This window comes from Salinicola sp. JS01 (assembly GCF_030284585.1).
In the GTDB taxonomy this organism is placed as follows: Bacteria; Pseudomonadota; Gammaproteobacteria; order Pseudomonadales; family Halomonadaceae; genus Salinicola.
This window is the reverse complement of sequence record NZ_CP127244.1, coordinates 4155134-4173307: the sequence shown is the minus strand read 5'-3', so window position 1 is coordinate 4173307 and position 18174 is coordinate 4155134. Positions and strand designations below refer to the sequence as shown.

At 64.6% G+C, this 18174-nt stretch carries 12 protein-coding genes; 4 read left to right on the top strand and 8 right to left on the bottom strand.

Annotated elements, in window-relative coordinates; translation table 11 throughout:
- Positions 1-439: 439 nt before the first annotated feature.
- Positions 440-991: a D-glycero-beta-D-manno-heptose 1,7-bisphosphate 7-phosphatase gene (gmhB, locus tag QO259_RS19035; RefSeq protein ID WP_285951197.1), complete on the top strand. Its 552-nt coding sequence runs from the start codon at positions 440-442 to the stop codon at positions 989-991.
- A gap of 225 nt (positions 992-1216) precedes the next feature.
- Positions 1217-3277, top strand: a complete 2061-nt coding sequence (locus QO259_RS19030) for an AsmA family protein (protein ID WP_285951196.1) — start codon at positions 1217-1219, stop codon at positions 3275-3277.
- Between the two features lie 435 nt (positions 3278-3712).
- Here QO259_RS19030 and QO259_RS19025 read toward each other — a convergent pair whose 3' ends face one another.
- The gene (locus tag QO259_RS19025) at positions 3713-4162 is read right to left on the bottom strand and encodes a hypothetical protein (RefSeq protein ID WP_035474969.1); all 450 of its coding nucleotides are present in this window, start codon (positions 4160-4162) and stop codon (positions 3713-3715) included.
- 215 nt (positions 4163-4377) lie between these two features.
- A complete protein-coding gene (locus QO259_RS19020; RefSeq protein ID WP_285951195.1) occupies positions 4378-5379 on the bottom strand; it encodes a threo-3-hydroxy-L-aspartate ammonia-lyase in 1002 nt (333 codons plus the stop codon).
- Positions 5380-5678: 299 nt separating this feature from the next.
- Between QO259_RS19020 and QO259_RS19015 the strand changes: the two genes are divergently transcribed.
- A complete protein-coding gene (locus QO259_RS19015) occupies positions 5679-6140 on the top strand; it encodes a GNAT family N-acetyltransferase (RefSeq protein ID WP_285951194.1) in 462 nt (153 codons plus the stop codon).
- A 151-nt stretch (positions 6141-6291) separates the two neighbouring features.
- Here the strand turns inward: QO259_RS19015 and gabT are convergent, their stop codons facing one another.
- Positions 6292-7569: a 4-aminobutyrate--2-oxoglutarate transaminase gene (gene gabT / locus QO259_RS19010; protein ID WP_285951193.1), complete on the bottom strand. Its 1278-nt coding sequence runs from the start codon at positions 7567-7569 to the stop codon at positions 6292-6294.
- 88 nt (positions 7570-7657) lie between these two features.
- On the bottom strand, positions 7658-9079 hold the full coding sequence (locus QO259_RS19005) for an APC family permease (RefSeq protein ID WP_285951192.1): 1422 nt from the start codon (positions 9077-9079) through the stop codon (positions 7658-7660).
- 208 nt (positions 9080-9287) lie between these two features.
- Between QO259_RS19005 and QO259_RS19000 the strand changes: the two genes are divergently transcribed.
- Positions 9288-10721, top strand: coding sequence for an aminotransferase-like domain-containing protein (locus QO259_RS19000; protein ID WP_285951191.1), 1434 nt, complete (start codon positions 9288-9290; stop codon positions 10719-10721).
- Positions 10722-11108: 387 nt separating this feature from the next.
- On the opposite strand, the gene gyrB is transcribed toward QO259_RS19000, so the two are convergent.
- The 4 genes from gyrB to dnaA all read right to left on the bottom strand — a co-directional run bounded on the left by gyrB (position 11109) and on the right by dnaA (position 17561).
- Positions 11109-13523, bottom strand: coding sequence for a DNA topoisomerase (ATP-hydrolyzing) subunit B (gene gyrB, locus QO259_RS18995; RefSeq protein ID WP_285951190.1), 2415 nt, complete (start codon positions 13521-13523; stop codon positions 11109-11111).
- A 19-nt stretch (positions 13524-13542) separates the two neighbouring features.
- Positions 13543-14628: a DNA replication/repair protein RecF gene (gene recF / locus QO259_RS18990; RefSeq protein ID WP_285951189.1), complete on the bottom strand. Its 1086-nt coding sequence runs from the start codon at positions 14626-14628 to the stop codon at positions 13543-13545.
- Positions 14629-14848: 220 nt separating this feature from the next.
- Positions 14849-15952 carry a DNA polymerase III subunit beta gene (dnaN, locus tag QO259_RS18985; protein WP_035474961.1) on the bottom strand — a complete coding sequence of 368 codons (1104 nt, stop codon included), beginning with the start codon at positions 15950-15952 and terminating at the stop codon, positions 14849-14851.
- 130 nt (positions 15953-16082) lie between these two features.
- Positions 16083-17561, bottom strand: a complete 1479-nt coding sequence (dnaA, locus tag QO259_RS18980) for a chromosomal replication initiator protein DnaA (RefSeq protein ID WP_207036528.1) — start codon at positions 17559-17561, stop codon at positions 16083-16085.
- Between the last annotated feature and the right edge of the window lie 613 nt (positions 17562-18174).

Sequence of the window (18174 nt, the reverse complement as noted above, 5' to 3'; positions counted from 1 at the left end):
ACGTGAAACATTCCCCGCCCGGAACATTCGGGCGGGTCTCTTCTCTCCCGGTATCACCCCGAGTCTCTAGCCTCCGCACGCCCCTTCCGCCCCTGTCGCCCCTGTCGCCCCTGTCGCCCCTGTCGCCCCTGTCGCCCCTGTCGCCCCTGTCGCCCCTGTCGCCCCTGTCGCCCCTGTCGCCCCTGTCGCCCCTGTCGCCCCTGTCGCCCCTGTCGCCCCTGTCGCCCCTGTCGCCCCTGTCGCCCCTGTCGCCCCTGTCGCCCCTGTCGCCCCTGTCGCCCCTGTCGCCCCTGTCGCCCCTGTCGCCCCATCATCGCCTCACTGGCCAAGCACACCGCAATAGCCAGATTGTTCCACGTGAAACATCGCAGGACCGAGTTGGCGCCAGAGCGCGGCAGCGCGATAATGCATTGACATTCGCCTCGAACCAGGCCGCGCCATGCAGAAACTGGTCATCCTCGACCGCGACGGCGTCATCAACGAAGATTCCGACGCCTATATCAAGTCCCTCGACGAGTGGCACCCCTACCCCAGCGCTATCGAAGCCATCGCCACGCTTACACAGGCAGGCTGGCAAGTGGCCATCGCCACCAACCAATCGGGTATCGGCCGCGGCTACTACGATCGCAACACTCTGGATGCCATTCACGCACGGCTGCGCGCGCTAGTGCATCAGGCCGGCGGCGAGATCGTGCATATCGCTTACTGCCCCCATCTGCCGCAGGACGAGTGCGACTGTCGCAAACCCAAGCCGGGCCTACTGTTGCAGATCCAGCAGGCCCTGGGGCTGCCGACACTGACAGGCAGCTGGATGGTGGGCGATAGCCTGCGTGACATCGAGGCAGGAATCGCGGCCGGCGCGCAGACCGCACTGGTCAGCACGGGCAAGGGGGGACGCTACGCCCACGACGTCGCCCGCGAGCATCCGGAGACCTGGCACTGCGACGATCTCACAAAATTCGTTGAACGCCTGTTGTTGGCAGCGGACTGAGTCGAGCTCGACCTTTTCGCCGAGAAAGCGAACGAACTCTCTCAACGACTGTGGTGATCGCCGCCAATGCTCTGCGCTGAATCCTGAGTGAGCCCTGAGACCGGCATGTTTCACGTGAAACATATTGACCCGACCGCAGGCTTGGCCTGGCAACGTTACGTCACAAACGCTACGTGAAGACTCGGCTATTCTTGGGACAACAAGCCCAAGGGATGGGACAGGGTCATGACAACGGGGAAGAAGATCGGCCTTTCACTACTGGCCTTCGTGCTGGTAGTCGTTATCGCACTGGTCATCGTGGTGCTGACATTCGACTGGAATCGTCTCAAGCCCACGCTCAACCAGCGGGTCTCGGCGGCCATTCACCGCCCTTTCGCCATCGAGGGCGACCTCGATCTCTCCTGGGAGAGACCGAAGGATGTCGACGGCTGGCGCGGCTGGGTGCCCTGGCCGCATCTGCACGCCGAGCAGATTCGTGTCGGTAGCCCTGAGTCCATCACCGATGCCGATCTCGCCAGGCTGCGCGCGCTGGACTTGACGCTGGCGCCGCTATCGCTGCTCGAGCGCCGCGTGACGATCCCGCGCATAGCGCTCAGCGGCGGTGAAGCCACCCTGGTCAAGCGGCAGGATGGCAACAACAACTGGACCTTCGATCTCGGCGATACAGCCGACGATGCCGATACGACCGACACCCAGCCCGGCTGGACCGTGGATATCGGCGATATCACCTTCGACCCCATCGCCCTCCACTATCGCGACCCGACCCTGGATGCCGATGTCGATGCCACCCTGAGTCTGCTGGGCCAACCCATCGCCTTCAGCGAGCTGAGCGGCGAAGTGCCTGTGACGAACAGCGGCACTGATCGACCAGTCGCCGACTACGCCTTTGGCTGGCAGGCCAGCGGCACCTATCGGGGCCAGCAAATCCGTGGTGAAGGCAAGCTGGGCAGTCTGACAGCGCTGCGCCAGGCGGGCGCACCCTACCCGTTGCAGGCCGATGTCACCGCAGGCCAGACGCGCGTGAGCGTCGCCGGCACGCTGACCGATCCGCTGGCGCCCAAGCGGATCGATCTCGATCTCACCTTCGCTGGCCAGAATCTGGGCGACCTCTACCGGGTGATTGGCGTCACACTGCCGGATACGCCACCGTACTCGACGCGGGGCCATCTGAGCGCCGACCTGGCGACGCGGGACGCGCTCACCTTTCGCTACCGGGACTTCGACGGTCAGGTTGGCGACAGCGATATCCATGGCGACCTGACCTACACCCTGGGCAAACCCCGCCCGTCCCTTACCGGAGAGGTCGTCTCGCGCCAGCTGCGTTTCGCCGATCTGGCACCATTGATCGGTGCCGATAGCAGCGGCGATGATGGCGAATCCCAGCAGGAAGCGCCGCAGCAGCCAACCGACAAAGTACTGCCGGTGGCGGAGTTCCAGACCGAGCAGTGGCGCGCCATGGACGCCGACGTCAAGTTCACTGCCCAGCGTATCGAGCATGGCGACTCGCTGCCGCTGGAAGACCTGTATACCCACGTCCGGCTCGACAATGGTGAGATCCTGCTCGACCCGCTGCGCTTCGGCGTCGCCGGCGGCAACCTCAACACCACGCTGCGTCTGGATGGCAGCCAGACACCGCTTCAGGCGAGAGTCGACCTGCATATCCGGCGCCTGCTGCTCAGTCGCCTGTTCCCTGAGGTCGAGTTGATGCAGAACAGTCGTGGCGAGCTCAATGGAGACGCCTCGCTCAGCGGCCATGGCAACTCGATTGCCGCCCTCCTGGGTAGCAGCAACGGTGACCTCGGCATGATCGTCAGCGATGGCCTCATCAGCCGCAATCTGATGGAGCTGGCCGGGCTCAACGTAGGCAACTACCTGGTGGGCAAGCTGTTCGGAGACGAGCAGGTTCGTATCAACTGCGCCGCCACCAGCCTGGAAGTCGACGATGGCCTGGCACGTCCGCGCTTCTTCGTCATCGACACCGAGAACGCGCTGATCAAGATCGACGGCAGTATCAACTTCGCCAACGAAAGGCTCGATCTCAACATCGTGCCTGAGAGTAAGGGCGCTCGGGTATTCACCCTACGCTCGCCGCTCTATGTTCACGGCACTTTTGCCAACCCCTCGCCAGGGGTGGATGCCAGCTCACTACTGGCACGCGGCGCGGTGGGTGCCTTCCTCGGTACCGTCGCCGCGCCCGCCGCTGCGCTGCTAGCCCTGGTCTCGCCGAGCGCCGGAGAGACCACGCCGTGCAATGACTTCCTGAGCCAGATTCAGACCCGGCCGTGATGCCTGATTGTTTCACGTGGAACATTGCCGGCGTTGCATAGCAGTGGTTGCTGCCACGCCTCGTGGGAGCGGCAGCCGAGGGGCTCGCCCTCTCTGGCTCGGATGCCGCCCGCTTCCCAGATACGTGGGTTTTGCGGCTCCGGTGGCTGTCCCCATTCTGCCCCCGCCATCGACGATTGATCGCCACTCGATCAGCACGGCGAATCTTGTGAGGGCGCATCAGGCGTGCGGATCAACGGTCGCAGGCCTTGTTCCACGTGAAACATCTCGCAGACGATCTCATCATCCATACTCATGAATGCGTCCGACGAGTATCAGTGGCTCGGGAAAGCGCACACAGAGAAGGAGCTACTTGCAGCGATCCACGCATAAAAGAGGCCCGCCCTGGTCTTGAAACGACACAGTGGCGGGCCGGGAGGCAACTCGTGTGGAAGGTCAGTCGCGGGACGCGGTATTGCCACCTTGGGCATCGTGATGAGCCGCGCTGTCGGTATCAGCGCTATCACGATAGTGGCGGCCCAGGGATGCCAAGGCGTCGATCAGCTTGTCGATCTCGCTGCTGAAGCGCTGCTGCTGCTGAGCGTAGAAGTGGCGGGTATAGGAGGAGCCCTTGTGCTTCTTGACCAACGAATCGAACTGCTCGCCCAACTGCTGGGTATGGAAGCGCAAACGCTCGGTCAGAAACTCGGCATGCCCTTGGTGACAGGCCACATCCATCAGCGCCCTCACCTGCACGGTGAGCAGGTAGAGCTGCATGACATTGCGCTCCTGTACCTCCTTCTGCGTGGAGACGCTGTCATCGAGCAGATTGATCGCACTCATCTCGCAGCAGTCCGTTGCCTCCGACATCGGACGCTGCTCGCGGCGTTCCTGCGTCTGCATCATGATGACCTCCTCGGCTACGGTGCGTGCAATACCTTCAGTCTAAGCAGCGCCGGGGCTTAACTCCCTCAGCCATTAGTCGAAAGCGTCAATGCGCCGCAGGCCGGTTCGAACGGGACGACATCACGCGCCCATCCACGCGATGCGAAAATCTGACTTTCAGGGTGGCCTGGGCATTCGATGAGAGTGCTCCGGTCAACATCACACACGCTCTCGTCTCATGCGCGATCCGCACGCGTGGTTGCCTGGGGCGCGGCCGCCGAGATCAGTTCGGCGAAGCGTTGCAGATCGACGTTGCCCCCGGAGAGCATGATCCCGACACGCTGTCCCTTGATCCCTACGCGGCCCGAAAAAGCCGCCGCGGCCGCCAGGCAACCGGTCGGCTCGACCAACTGCTTCATGCGGCCGGCGAGAAAGCTCATGGTCTCGACCAGCTCAGCGTCAGTGACGGTGACGATCTCATCGACGCACTGCTGCAGCACCGGGAACGTCAGGCAGCCCAGTGCCTGGGTCTGAGCGCCATCGGCGATCGTGCGCGGCGTGGCAATCGTGACGATCTCGCCACTGGCCAGGCTTCTCTGGGCGTCGTTGCCGGCTTCCGGCTCGACGCCGATGATCCGGCAGCGCGGATAGCGCGCCCTGGCAACCGTGGCACAGCCTGACAGTAGCCCACCGCCGCCCAGCGGCACGATCAGCGTATCCAGCTCGCCCACATCGTCGAACAGCTCCTTGGCCGCAGTTCCCTGCCCCGCCATGACGTGGGGATGATCGAACGGCGGGATCAGGGTCAAGCCTTCGGCCTCGGCCAGTTCCCGGCCCAACGTCTCGCGGTCCTGGGTATAGCGATCATAGAGCACCACCTCGGCACCATAGCCCCGCGTGGCCGCTATCTTGATCGCAGGCGCATCCTCGGGCATCACGATGACGGCACGAATGCCGTGCAGTCTGGCCGAGAGCGCAATCGCCTGAGCATGATTGCCCGAAGAAAAGGCGATCACCCCCGAAGCCTTCTGGCCATGATCGAACTGACTGAGGGCGTTATAGCCACCCCGAAACTTGAAGGCGCCGACGCGCTGGAGATGCTCGGCCTTGAAGTACAGCGCGGCGCCGCTGCGCGCATCGGCTGTCGCCGAGCGCAGCACGGGCGTATGGTGGGCGATGCCCGCCAACCGCCGGTGTGCCGCCACCACATCGTCATAATCGATCGCCAAACAGCTCATGCGCTATCTCCTGTCACCTACCACCATCATCTGTCCCCTGTCACGGCCGTCCCTGACACCCGTTGGCGGGCTGCGTAATATGTTAGGTGCTGTCTGAAAAGTCGACGAGCGAAGGCAAGGCCGGGGCGCACAGCTAAGGCAAAAATCGGCGAGAACGCGGAGTTTACGGGGTGTAAATGAGCATTTTTGACCGGGCTGGCGCTCCAGCCGATTTTTAACGCCGCATGGGCGAGCGCAGTACTTTTCAGACAGTGCCTTGTGACAGTGTCACGCGCAACGCCCCCCAAGGAAAGTGACAGATGACGACATACGACTGGCGCTGGTACCGCGGCGAACAGCTCGATACCCACACCCTCTACGCCCTGCTGGCGCTGCGCACGGCGGTGTTCGTGGTCGAACAGCAGTGTGCCTACCAGGAGCTGGACGGTCATGATCTGGATACCACGACCGAACATCTCGCGGTGTGGGCAGATGGCACCTTGGCCGCATCACTACGCCTCCTGGCGCCGGTATCGCCAAGCGAGCCTGTGACCATCGGGCGCGTGGTGATCGCGCCCGACCATCGCGGCGCGGGCCTGGGTCATCGGCTGATGACGGCAGCGCTCGAACATCTCGCCGAGCGCTGGCCGGGTCGCGACGCCTACCTCTCCGCTCAGGCCCACCTGCAGAACTACTACGCTGGCCACGGTTTCGTCGCGGTGACAGACACTTATCTGGAGGACGATATCCCGCATATCGGTATGCACCGGCACGGCGGCTGAAAGGATCCGAGCGCAGATGGCACCTGCGCACAGGCTCGAACTGGCGCCACCAGCGAGTCATTGAGGCCAGGCGCCCAAGACCCGCAGCACTCACCGGACATAAAAAAACCGGCACCCTCGCGGGTGCCGGTCGCATGCGTCACGACGCCGTTCAGGCGCCGAATTCGCTCAGCATGGCCTCGATCAGGTCCAGACCCTCTTCCAGCACCGCGTCACTGATGGTGACCGGCATCAGGAAGCGGATGGTGTTGCCGTAAAGGCCGCAGGAGAGCAGGATCAGCCCGCGCTCGCGCGCGGTCTTGCACAGCTTGGCCGCCAGCTCGGTGTTGGGCTGCGCGCTCTTCTTGTCGCTGACCAGGTCGAACGCCGCCATGGCGCCCAGGTTGCGCGCATTGGCGACCGAGGCGTAGTCCTGCTGCCACTTGTCGAAGCGCGCCCGCAGTTTCTCGCCCAGCGCCTGGCTCTTCTCCAGGATGCGCTCCTCCTCGAACACCTCGAGTACCGCCAGCACCGCGGCACACGACACCGGGCTGCCGGTATAGGTGCCGCCCAGCGAGTTGCCGCCGGATGCGTCCATGACCTTGTCGGTGCCCACCACGGCGGAGATCGGCATGCCATCGGCCATGCTCTTGGCCATGGTCATGATGTCCGGCTCGACGCCCGAGTGCTCGATCGCGAACAGCTTGCCGGTACGTCCGAAACCCGACTGCACCTCGTCGACGATCATCAGGATCCCGTGCTCGTCGCAGATCTCGCGGATCGCCTCGAGGAAGCGCTTGGGTGCGGCGTGGAAACCGCCCTCGCCGAGCACCGGCTCGATCACGATCGCCGCGGTGTCGCGCGGGTTGGCGTCGGTCTTGAGCACCATCTTGAGGTGGCGCAGGGCCTCCTCTTCACTGACCCCGATCGACTCGACCGGATAGGGTGCACGATAGACCTGCCCCGGCATCGGGCCGAAGTCGTTGCGGTAGGGGGCGACCTTGCCGTTCATCGCCATGGTCATGAAGGTACGCCCGTGATAGCCGCCGGAGAAGCAGATCACGCTGGAGCGCCCGGTGGCCGCCCGTGCCACCTTGACCGCGTTCTCCAGCGCCTCGGCGCCGGAGTTGGCCAGCATCACCTTGGCGTGACCACGCACCGGCGTGACTTCGCTCAGCTTCTGCGCCACGCGCACGTAGCCCTCGTAGGGCATCACCGTCTGGCAGGTGTGCATGACGCGGTCGAGCTGCGCCTTGACCGCCTCGACCACCTTGGGGTGCCGGTGACCGATATTGAGCACGCCGATACCGCCGGCGAAGTCGATGAAGCGCTTGCCGTCCTCGTCCCACAGCTCGGCGTTCTCTGCCCGCGCGGCGAATTCGACCGCCGGGCTGGCCGCACCGCTGGCCACGTAGCGCTGCTTGAGTTCATTGAGTTCTGCGTTGGTCATGCAACTCTCCTCCTGAAACGGCGCGCGTCATGGCGCCGATGAGCCGTCCCGGACGTCCGCACGGGTGTCGACGGGACGAGGGTGACTGTCACGATTTCGTGTAAGAGGCACGGATGAGACGATCGCCTACCTCTCGACCGTAGCGCTGTCGCGCCCACACGTACAGCAGCAATCCGCCGATCATCCAGCCGCCGAACACCACCCACTCCACCGGCACCAGCGCCGACGGGCTGCCCGGCAGATAGAGAAACACCATGCCCAGCGACAGCAGGACCGCGAGTACGCCGACCAGACCGCCGGCCTTGACCCGATAGGGGCGCGCCATCTCCGGCTCGCGCCGGCGCAGAATCAGAAACGACAGCGACACGAACAGATAGGCGATGACGATCCCCAGGCCGCCGGCATCGACCAGCCACACCAGCGCCGGGCGGCCGAAGAACGGCGCCAGGGTGGAGAGCACGCCGATCAGGATGATGGCGTTAGTGGGCGTCTTGTAGCGCGGGTGCAGCTTGCCCAGGAACGCCGGCAGCATGCCCGAGTGGGCGAGCGCGTAGATCGCCCGCGAGCCGCCGATGTAGAAGGCGTTCCAGCTGGTGATGATCCCGGCGATCCCGGCCAGCACCATCAGATTACCGGCCCAGGCGCCATCGAACACCGCCTGCATGGCATCGGGCACGCTCAGGGTACTGCCGCCCAGGGCGTCGTTGTCGAGCATCAGGCTGGTGCCCAGCACGATCAGGGTGTACCAGGCCACCGCCATGAGTACCGACAGCACCAGTACCTTGCCGATGTCACGGAACGGCAGATCGATCTCCTCCGCCGCCTGGGGGATGACGTCGAAACCGACGAACAGGAAGGGCACCAGCACCAGCACCGCGACGATACCGCCGAAGGCGCCGTGTTCGCCGCTGGCGAACAGCGGCTGCATGTTGCCGGTGTCACCGCTGAACAGCGAACCGGTGACGAACATCACCCCGGCGATCAGGATCAGACCGGTGACCACCTTCTGCAGCAGCGCCGCCGTCGAGATCCCCAGATAGTTGATCACCATCATCACCAGCGAGCCGATCACCCCGACCGCCACCCAGCTGGCCTTGACCTCCCAGCCTGCGATGGTCCACAGATCGCCCACGGCATAGCCGGGGAACAGGTGCTCGACCACCGTGGGCAGCGCCACCGCCTCGAACGAGGCGACGCTGACATAGCCGAGCACGATGCTCCAGGTACAGACGAAGGAGGCGAAATGCCCCAGCGCGCGATAGCTGTAGACGTGCTCGCCGCCGACCTGCGGCATCGCCGCCGCCAGCTCGGCGTAGGTCAGGCCGACCAGCAGCACCGCGATGCCGCCGATGATGAAGGCGATGATCGCCCCCAGGCTGCCGCCGTCGAGGATGGCGCCGCCGGTGAGCACGATCCAGCCCCAGCCGATCATCGCGCCGAAGGCGAGCGCCAGCACATCGGCCCGCGCCAGCACGCGCACGAACTCGGTGGGTTGAGAAGCGTTGGACATAGCAAGATCTCTTGACGTTGTTGTTGATGAAGCGTGTCGATGACGCGCGGTTGCCGAAGCATCGTCGACGAGTCGCTATTGGGGCGACCCTGGTGCCACGCTATCACCGCCGCCGGCAGCGATGAGTAGACCACTCCTGCTACTCAGATAGACCACTTGAGCGGCAAGCGCCATAATTCCATCGTCACTGCCTGCCCCGGAGGCACCCATGGAAGATCGCCGCCGGGCGCTGACCCGGATCGAGAGCGGCTACCACGCCCAGCCCGCCCATCTGACCAAGCACCAGCGCCTGGAGCAGACCCTGCTGTGGCTGATCGAACGCCACTGGCAGAAAGGTCAGCGTCTGCCCGGGCACCGCGATTTGTGCGCGTCGCTGGGCGTGGCCCGCAATACCCTGGCCGGGGTGATCGAGCGGCTGGTCCAGCAAGGCCACCTGATCACCGACCACGGCCGCGGTACCTGGGTCCACAAGCCCGCGCCCCCCGAAATCAGCGCGCCCACCACCGGGCCGATCTCCCGACGTGCTCACCGGCTCCTGGGCGATGTCGGCGCCAGCCCGGTACAGAGTGGCGCCTTCGTCCCCGGGGTGCCGGATATCGTGCACTTCCCGCTGGCCCGCTGGCGTCAGCTCTACTCGCGCGTCTCCGTGCCGCACAACACCCTGCTGCTCGCCTACGCCTCGGGCGGCTACGGCCCTCTCAAGCGTGCGATCGCCGGCTTCCTCGCCCGCTGGCGCGGCATCCACTGCGAGCTCGATCAGATCGTGATCACCGAAGGCGCCCACCACGGTCTGCAGCTGTGCGCCCTGGCGCTCGCCGACGAGGGTGATCGGGCGGTGATGGACTCCCCCTTCTACTGGGGCGCGCGCAATGTCTTCCAGGCCTGCGGCCTGAGTGTCGATCACGCCATATGGGACCCTCGCCACGGCTATCGTCAGCCGTTGCCGCCCCCTGCGCCGCGCCTGGTCTACTTCACCGGCTCGCACCACTATCCGCTGGGTGTACAGTCAGTAATCGCTCACAAACAGGCACTGATCCAGCATCTCGCACCCGAGTGGATTCTCGAGGATGACTACGAGTTCGGGGACGGCGACCGCCAGCCCCTGGCGTTCGACCCGCGCAGCGGCAACCGCATCCTGATCGGCTCCTTCTCCAAGCTGATGTTCCCCGGGCTACGGCTGGGCTACCTGGTGGTGCCCAGCGCTCTCAGCCATACCCTCAACCGGGTGCGTACCGGAGTCTTTCGCGAAGGCCGGCTGCTGGACCAGGCGGTGCTCGCGGCTTTCATCGACGCCGGCGATCTGGATCGCTGGTGCCACCGAATCGCCGCCGACTACCTGGGCCGCCAGCGCGAGCTCCACGCCCTGCTGGCAGAGACGCCTGGGGTGATCGCCGTCTCCCCGCCGGCACCCAATATCAGCTTGAGCGTCGAGCTCTCCCCCACCCTCGACGACGAACGCCTGTCGCACTACCTGCTCAACCGCCACCACCTGGTGGCACGGCCGCTGAGCCGGGTCTGCGCGCCCGGCGATACGCGTCGCGGTCTGGTACTCGGGGTGGGCATGGCCGAAGGGGAGGCGCTGACACGCCAGGGTCGGCAGCTGGCGGCGGCGATCCGCACTTTCGTCGAGCAGCAGGCGTAAGTCTCGACAGCGCCAGGGTCCGTCGCGCGGCGTAGAGCGTTGTTTCGAGAAGCGTTGTTTTTAGAAACCCTGTTATCAAAAGACGCCGCCTCGAAAAGCGCTGTCTCTAAGAGTGCCTTTTACAACCGCTGGACGACGTGGGCTTATCCGGCGGCAGGGCGTCGCGAGGGCGCTGTGAACCCCTCCCTGGGCGCTACCTTTGCCATCCCTGGCAAAGGACCCTCGCTTTGCCCTGCCCCCGGCGCCCATCGTCAGAGGGTTGGGAAATGGCCTCTAAAAGCGTTGTTTCTAAAAACTGGGTTTCTAAAAAACCATCCCTGAACGCAAAACGGCCCGCCCCCGGTCGGGGGCGGGCCGTCGGCTGGCCTGGCAGTGTCTCGAGCGCGCTCAGATATCCAGATTGGCCACCAGCGCGAAGCGCTCGATGAAGTCGCGGCGCGGCTCCACTTCATCACCCATCAGGGTGTTGAACATCTGGTCGGCAGCCACCGCGTCCTCGATCGAGACCCGCAGCATACGCCGCGACTGCGGATCCATGGTGGTCTCCCACAGCTGGTCCGGGTTCATCTCGCCCAGCCCTTTGTAGCGCTGGATCGAGAGCCCGCGCTGGGCCTCGAGCATCAGCCACTCCAGCGCATCGTAGAAGGTCTCGATCGGCTTCTGGCGCTCGCCACGGGCGATGTAGGCGCCCTCCTCGACCAGCCCGTCGAGGGTCTCGCCGAGGCCCGCCAGCGCGCGGTAGTCGGCGCTGCGGAAGAAATCGATACCCCACACGTAGTCGGTGGTGACACCGTGGGCGGTGAGCGACACGCTCGGCAGCCACAGACCGCGCTCGGTGTCCTCCTGCAGCTGGAAGGTGTAGCGCGGGCCGCCCTCGTGGGCGATCAGCGAATCCATCTCCACCTGCAGCGCCTCGATCCACTGCTGCAGGGTGCCGCGATCGCTCAGGTTGGCCTCCTCCAGCTTGGCGGCGTGGACCATCTTGCGCAGCACCGCATTGGGATAGACCCGCGACAACCGGTCGATGCGCTTCATCACGTCACGATACTGGCTCACCAGCGCCTCGAGCTGTTCGCCGGCGATCCCCGGTGCGTCGGCATTGACACACAGGCGGGCGCCGTCCAGCGCGGTGGTGGTGAGATAGTCGGTCATCGCCTGCTCGTCCTTCAGGTACATCTCCTGCTTGCCGCGCTTGATCTTGTAAAGCGGCGGCTGGGCGATGAACACGTGCCCGCGCTCGATCAGCTCCGGCATCTGGCGGAAGAAGAAGGTCAGCAGCAGGGTACGGATGTGCGAACCGTCGACGTCGGCATCGGTCATGATGATGATCGAGTGGTAGCGCAGCTTGTCCGGATTGAACTCCTCGCGCCCGATGCCGCAGCCCAGCGCGGTGATCAGCGTGCCCACCTCGGCCGAAGAGAGCATCTTGTCGAAGCGCGCCTTCTCGACGTTGAGGATCTTGCCCTTGAGCGGCAGGATCGCCTGGGTACGCCGGTCACGGCCCTGCTTGGCACTGCCGCCGGCGGAGTCACCCTCGACCAGGTAGAGTTCGGAGAGGCTGGGGTCCTTCTCCTGGCAGTCGGCCAGCTTGCCCGGCAGCCCGGCGATATCCAGCGCGCCCTTGCGCCGGGTCATGTCGCGCGCCTTGCGCGCCGCCTCGCGGGCACGCGCGGCGTCGATCATCTTGTTGACGATCGCCTTGGCCTCGTTGGGGTGCTCGACCAGATAGTCGGCGAACTGACGGCTCAGCTCCTGATCGACCGCTGTCTTGACCTCCGAGGAGACCAGCTTGTCCTTGGTCTGCGAGGAGAACTTGGGATCCGGCACCTTGACCGAGATGATCGCGGTGAGACCTTCGCGGGCATCGTCGCCGGAGGTCGCCACCTTGGCCTTCTTCTGGATGTCCTCGGCTTCGATGTAGCTGTTGAGGCTGCGCGTCAGCGCCGCGCGGAAGCCGGCCATGTGGGTGCCGCCATCGCGCTGCGGAATGTTGTTGGTGTAGCAGAAAACGTTCTCGGCGAAGGTGTCGTTCCACTGCATCGCCACCTCGACACCGATGCCATCCTCGCGCTGGACCTCGAAGTGGAAGACCGGATTGAGCGCGGTGCGGTTGGTGTTGAGATGCTCGACGAAGGCGCGCAGGCCCCCCTCGTAGTGGAACAGCTCCTCGCGACCGTCACGCTCGTCGACCAGGCGGATCGCCACGCCGGAGTTGAGGAACGACAGCTCGCGCAGGCGCTTGGCCAGCACATCGTAATGGAACTCGATGTTGGCGAAGGTCTCGCTCGACGGCTTGAAGCTGATCTGGGTGCCCGACTTCTCGGTCTCGCCGACCACCGTCAGCGGCGCCTGCGGCACGCCGTGGTGATAGACCTGCTCGTGAACCTGGCGATTGCGCCAGATGGTCAGCTTGAGCTGTTCGGAGAGCGCATTGACCACCGACACCCCGACCCCGTGCAGGCCACCGGAGACCTTGTAGGAGTTGTCGTCGAACTTACCCCCGGCGTGGAGCACGGTCATGATGACCTCGGCGGCGGAGACCCCTTCGTCGTGAATGTCGGTGGGGATACCACGGCCGTCGTCGGAGACGGTGATCGACTCATCCGGGTGGATGACGATGCGGATCTCGCTGCAATGGCCGGCCAGCGCTTCGTCGATCGAGTTGTCGACGATCTCGAACACCATGTGGTGCAGGCCGGTGCCGTCATCGGTGTCGCCGATGTACATGCCCGGGCGCTTGCGCACCGCGTCCAGCCCCTTGAGGACCTTGATGCTCGATGAATCGTAGGCCTGTTCGCTCATTGCTCACTCCATGGTGAAATCATTCCGAATGCAGCCGTCCGCCGGCGATACACGATGCCACGACATCCGTGTCCGGCTGCCAGACGTCGGCCAGCGCCGAGCGCTCGACGCTGGTGATGAAGACCTGACAGTCGAGCGTCTCGAGCCACCGGCAGAAGATGCGCTGGTGTTCGCCGTCGAGCTCCGCCGGCAGGTCGTCGATCAGATAGAGGCAGGTCTGCCCGCTCAGCTGCTCGAGCAGGCGCCCCTGGGCCAGTTTCATGGCGCTGACCACCAGCTTCTGCTGCCCGCGGGAGAGCACCTCCACCGCGGCGTGGCGCCCGACCCGAATGCGCAGGTCAGCGCGCTGTGGCCCCTGCTGGGTGAAACCCATCTGGCGATCGGTGTCGCGACCGCTCTCGAACACCTCGAGCAGGGCGCGCTGGCGATCCCAGCCGCGCGAGTAGCGCAGGCTCAGATCCGGCAGCGGCAGCAGTGCCGCCAGGGTCTCCTCGAACACCGGCAGGAAGCGCGTCATGTAGCCGTCGCGCAGCGCGTCCAGCCGCTCGCTCCAGTGGGCCAGTTCCTGCTCCCAGACGCCTATCGACGCGCGGTCGATTCTATCATGCCTGAGCAGGGCGTTCCGATGTTTCAGCGCACGCCGCACGCGCTTCCAGGCGTCGAGAAACAGCGGCTCGGCATGGAATACCCCCCAGTCGAGAAACTCGCGTCGCGCCGCCGGCGAGCCCTCCAGCAGGCGGAACGCATCCGGGTTGATCAGCTGCAGCGGCAGCGCCTCGGCGAGCTGGGTCACGCGTGCCGCGCGCTCCCCGCCGATGCGGATCTCAAGCTCCTGGGTATCGCGCCGCCGGCGCACTCCCAGCGGGCGTGGCGGATCGCCGTCGAGACGCCCGAACAGGGTCATCTCCTCGGCATCGTGGGTAATCAGCGCCTTGAGCTTCTGGGTACGAAAGGAGCGCGCCATGCCCAGCACGTGGAGCCCTTCGAGCAGCGAGGTCTTGCCGCTGCCGTTGGCCCCGCTGATCACATTGATGTGCGGCCCCGGCGTCATCTCGAACGGATGGAGATTGCGCAGGCCGTGAAAACTCAACCGATCGAGCGGCATGGCACGTAAAGACTCATGACGAGAGACGAGAGGAAACGCCCGGACCGCGGGCAGCATGGAAAGAAGCACCCGAACATTTAACCGCCGAAATGTAAGAAGTTGGCGAGCGACGATCAGGCGCGGCAAAAATCGGCGAACCAGCGGAGCTTATGTGGGTATAAGTGAGCAAGGTTCGCCGGTTTTTAACAAAGCATGATCGAGCGCAGCCACTTCCCTGCACTCAAAGGCGCATCGGCATGACCACGTAACGGGCATCCCCACCGCCCGGCTCTTCCATCAGCGCCGAACTGTTGGCATCCGACAGCGTCATCTGCATGCGATCGGCGTCGAGCACGTTGAGCACATCGATCAGATAGCCGACGTTGAAGCCGATTTCCAGCGCGTCCCCGGCATATTCGATGCCGACGTTCTCCTCGGCCTCTTCTTGCTCGGGGTTGTTGGCCATCACCTTGAGGTTGTTCTCCTCGAGCTGCAGGCGCACGCCGCGATACTTCTCGTTGGAGAGGATGGCGGTACGCGCCAGGATCTGACGCAGCTCGCCGCGCTCGGCGATGAAAGTCTTGTCGCCGCCCTTGGGGATGACCCGGTCGTAGTCGGGGAACTTGCCGTCGACCAGCTTGGAAGTGAAGGTGAATTCGCCGGTATTGGCACGGATATGGTTGGCGCCCAGCGCCAGCTCCACCGGCTCCTCGCTGCCGTCGAGCAGCCGCGACAGCTCCAGCACACCCTTGCGCGGGATGATCAGCTTGCGCGAATCGGTAAGCTCGATCTCGGCGCTACGCTCGCACACCGCCAGACGGTGGCCATCGGTGGCCACGGTGCGCACCAAGTGGTTGGCCAGCTCCAGCAGCATGCCGTTCAAGTAGTAGCGCACGTCCTGCTGCGCCATGGCGAAGGAGGTGGCGTCGATCAGATACTTGAGCGTGCCCCGCGGCAGCGACAGCGTGGTGTCGTTTTGACCATCCTCGATGTTGGGAAACTCGGCCACCGGCAGGGTGGAAAGGGTGAAGCGCGAGCGTCCCGCACGCAGCACCACGCGGCCATCCTCCAAGGTGAAGCTGATCTGCGACTGATCCGGCAGCGACTTGCAGATATCCATCAGCTTACGCGCCGGCACGGTGACGGAGCCCGGCTCGTCGACCAGGTCAGCGGTCGCGCGGCCGATCAATTCCACCTCGAGATCGGTGCCGGTCAGCGAGATACCGCCGTCCTGGACTTCGATCAGCACATTGGAGAGCACCGGCAGGGTCTGACGGCGCTCGACCACGCCGGCCACCAGCGTCAGCGGGCGCAGCAGGGCTTCGCGGGAGATGGAAAATTTCATGGGAGCTCCGTGGTTGAATTCGATCCTGAAAGAAACGTCGGCGCCGCGGCGACGCTGCCGGCTGGGGTTCATTCTTGCTGCCCGGGGCGCTACGGGCAATCCCTCCGGCAACAGCCACCGCCAGCCGGGGTCAGCTGGTCAGCAGCCGCATCAGATTCTTGTAGTCCTCGCGGATGTCCGCGCTCTCCTCCTTCAGCGCCACCACCTTGCGGCAGGCGTGCAGCACGGTGGTGTGGTCGCGTCCGCCGAAGGCGTCGCCGATCTCGGGCAAGCTGTGGTTGGTCAGCTCCTTGGCCAGCGCCATGGCGACCTGGCGCGGCCGCGCCACCGAGCGCGAGCGGCGCTTGGAGAGTAGATCGGCCATCTTGATCTTGTAGTACTCCGCCACCGTGCGCTGGATGTTCTCGATGCCGACCTGCTTGTCCTGCAGTGCCAGCAGATCCTTGAGCGACTCGCGAATGAAATCCTGGGTGATCGGCTTGCCCATGAAGTGGGAGTCGGCGATCACTTTCTTCAGCGCCCCCTCCAGCTCGCGCACGTTGGAGCGGATCTTCTGGGCGATGAAGAAGGCGGCGTCATGCGGCAGGTCGACCTTGGCCTGATCGGCCTTCTTCATCAGGATCGCCACCCGGGTCTCCAGCTCCGGCGGCTCGATCGCCACCGTCAGGCCCCAGCCGAAGCGCGACTTGAGGCGCTCCTCCACCCCGCTGATCTCCTTGGGATAGCGGTCGGAGGTGAGGATCATCTGCTGGCCGCCCTCGAGCAGCGCATTGAAGGTGTGGAAGAACTCCTCCTGGGAGCGCTCCTTGCCAGCGAAGAACTGGATATCGTCGATCAGCAGCGCATCGACGCTGCGGTAGAAGCGCTTGAAGTCGTTGATCGCATTGAGCTGCAGCGCCTTGACCATGTCGGCGACGAAGCGCTCGGAGTGCAGATAGACCACCTTGGCGTTGTCGCGCAGACCGGCCAGATGATTGCCCACCGCATGCATCAGGTGGGTCTTGCCCAGCCCCACGCCACCGTAGAGGAACAGCGGGTTGTAGGCGCCACCGGGGTTTTCCGACACCTGGCGCGAGGCGGCCCGCGCCAGCTGGTTCGACTTGCCCTCGACGAAGGTTTCGAAGGTGAAGTTGGGGTTCAGCCCGCTCTGGTGCTTGAGACTGCCCTCCACCTGCACCTGGCGTTCACCGCCTCGCCGGCCGCCCTCTTCACGCTCGCGGCTCTGGTCGAGCGCCTGCTCCTCGGCAACCTCGGGCGAGCGCGGCGGGGTCTGCACGCTGGGCGCACTGGGGCGCTGCGGCGGCTGGCTGGGGGCCGACACCGGCGCGCCCAGATCCCGCGGCGACACGGCGGCCGCGCGGCGGCTGCCCACCACCAGACGCACCTTGGGGGGCTTGCTGCTGGATGCCACTTCGCGCAGCAGCTCGTTGATACGCTTCAGGTACTTGTCGCTGACCCAGTCGCGCACGAAGCGGTTGGGCGCCAGCAGACAGAGCTCGTCCGTCTCGCCATCCTCCGCCTGCAGGGGGCGGATCCAGGTGTTGAACTGCTGCGAGCTCAACTCATCCTGAAGCGAATTGAGACATTGTTGCCAGAGAGCGACCGACACACGACCTCACGGGGATTTCGGCAGATGAAAAGAAAACGGCCGCACAGTGTAGCGCCGGCCAGGCAGGTTATCCACACGTGGTCGCCAGGTCATCTCTCTGTGGATAAGCGGCAGAGAACCCGTTGACAGCCTTGGGAAAACGATCGCGAGATGGCGCTCTGCCATAGACGCCCAACGCCTCGGGAGTTCTCGCCACACGCAGGATTTTCACCTCTCTTACGCATCTTCCCCACAGCCGAGAAAATCCCATAAGCATATGAAAATATAAGGTTAATATGAGTTACCCACAAACATTATCCCCATCCTTAACCACATGGTGCGATTGACAAGCAGACAGCTTGGGGATAAGCCGCAGACACGCATGGCCGCCCTCGGCTGCCGATCGCTTCGCTACCTAACGGCGTGCGCGCGTGACCGCCGCGGCGATGTGACGCAAGGGTTTCGCCCACAAACGGGTGTGGATAATTCAGAGAAAAATTGCACCCGATCGCCTGATTCACTAGAATTCCCGCTCTTGAGCCGAGTGAGCCCGGTTTCCGTACGCGTGTCGGGCATCCCGTTTCGAACCAGTTTTTCGAGCTAAATCAATAGCTTAATCACTCAACCAATTGGG

Excerpts from the sequence above, each read along its gene's own strand:
- gmhB (WP_285951197.1), top strand. The coding sequence starts at position 440 with ATGCAGAAACTGGTCATCCTCGACCGCGACGGCGTCATCAACGAAGAT.
- QO259_RS19030 (WP_285951196.1), top strand. The coding sequence starts at position 1,217 with ATGACAACGGGGAAGAAGATCGGCCTTTCACTACTGGCCTTCGTGCTG.
- QO259_RS19025 (WP_035474969.1), bottom strand. The coding sequence starts at position 4,162 with ATGATGCAGACGCAGGAACGCCGCGAGCAGCGTCCGATGTCGGAGGCA.
- QO259_RS19020 (WP_285951195.1), bottom strand. The coding sequence starts at position 5,379 with ATGAGCTGTTTGGCGATCGATTATGACGATGTGGTGGCGGCACACCGG.
- QO259_RS19015 (WP_285951194.1), top strand. The coding sequence starts at position 5,679 with ATGACGACATACGACTGGCGCTGGTACCGCGGCGAACAGCTCGATACC.
- gabT (WP_285951193.1), bottom strand. The coding sequence starts at position 7,569 with ATGACCAACGCAGAACTCAATGAACTCAAGCAGCGCTACGTGGCCAGC.
- QO259_RS19005 (WP_285951192.1), bottom strand. The coding sequence starts at position 9,079 with ATGTCCAACGCTTCTCAACCCACCGAGTTCGTGCGCGTGCTGGCGCGG.
- QO259_RS19000 (WP_285951191.1), top strand. The coding sequence starts at position 9,288 with ATGGAAGATCGCCGCCGGGCGCTGACCCGGATCGAGAGCGGCTACCAC.
- gyrB (WP_285951190.1), bottom strand. The coding sequence starts at position 13,523 with ATGAGCGAACAGGCCTACGATTCATCGAGCATCAAGGTCCTCAAGGGG.
- recF (WP_285951189.1), bottom strand. The coding sequence starts at position 14,628 with ATGCCGCTCGATCGGTTGAGTTTTCACGGCCTGCGCAATCTCCATCCG.
- dnaN (WP_035474961.1), bottom strand. The coding sequence starts at position 15,952 with ATGAAATTTTCCATCTCCCGCGAAGCCCTGCTGCGCCCGCTGACGCTG.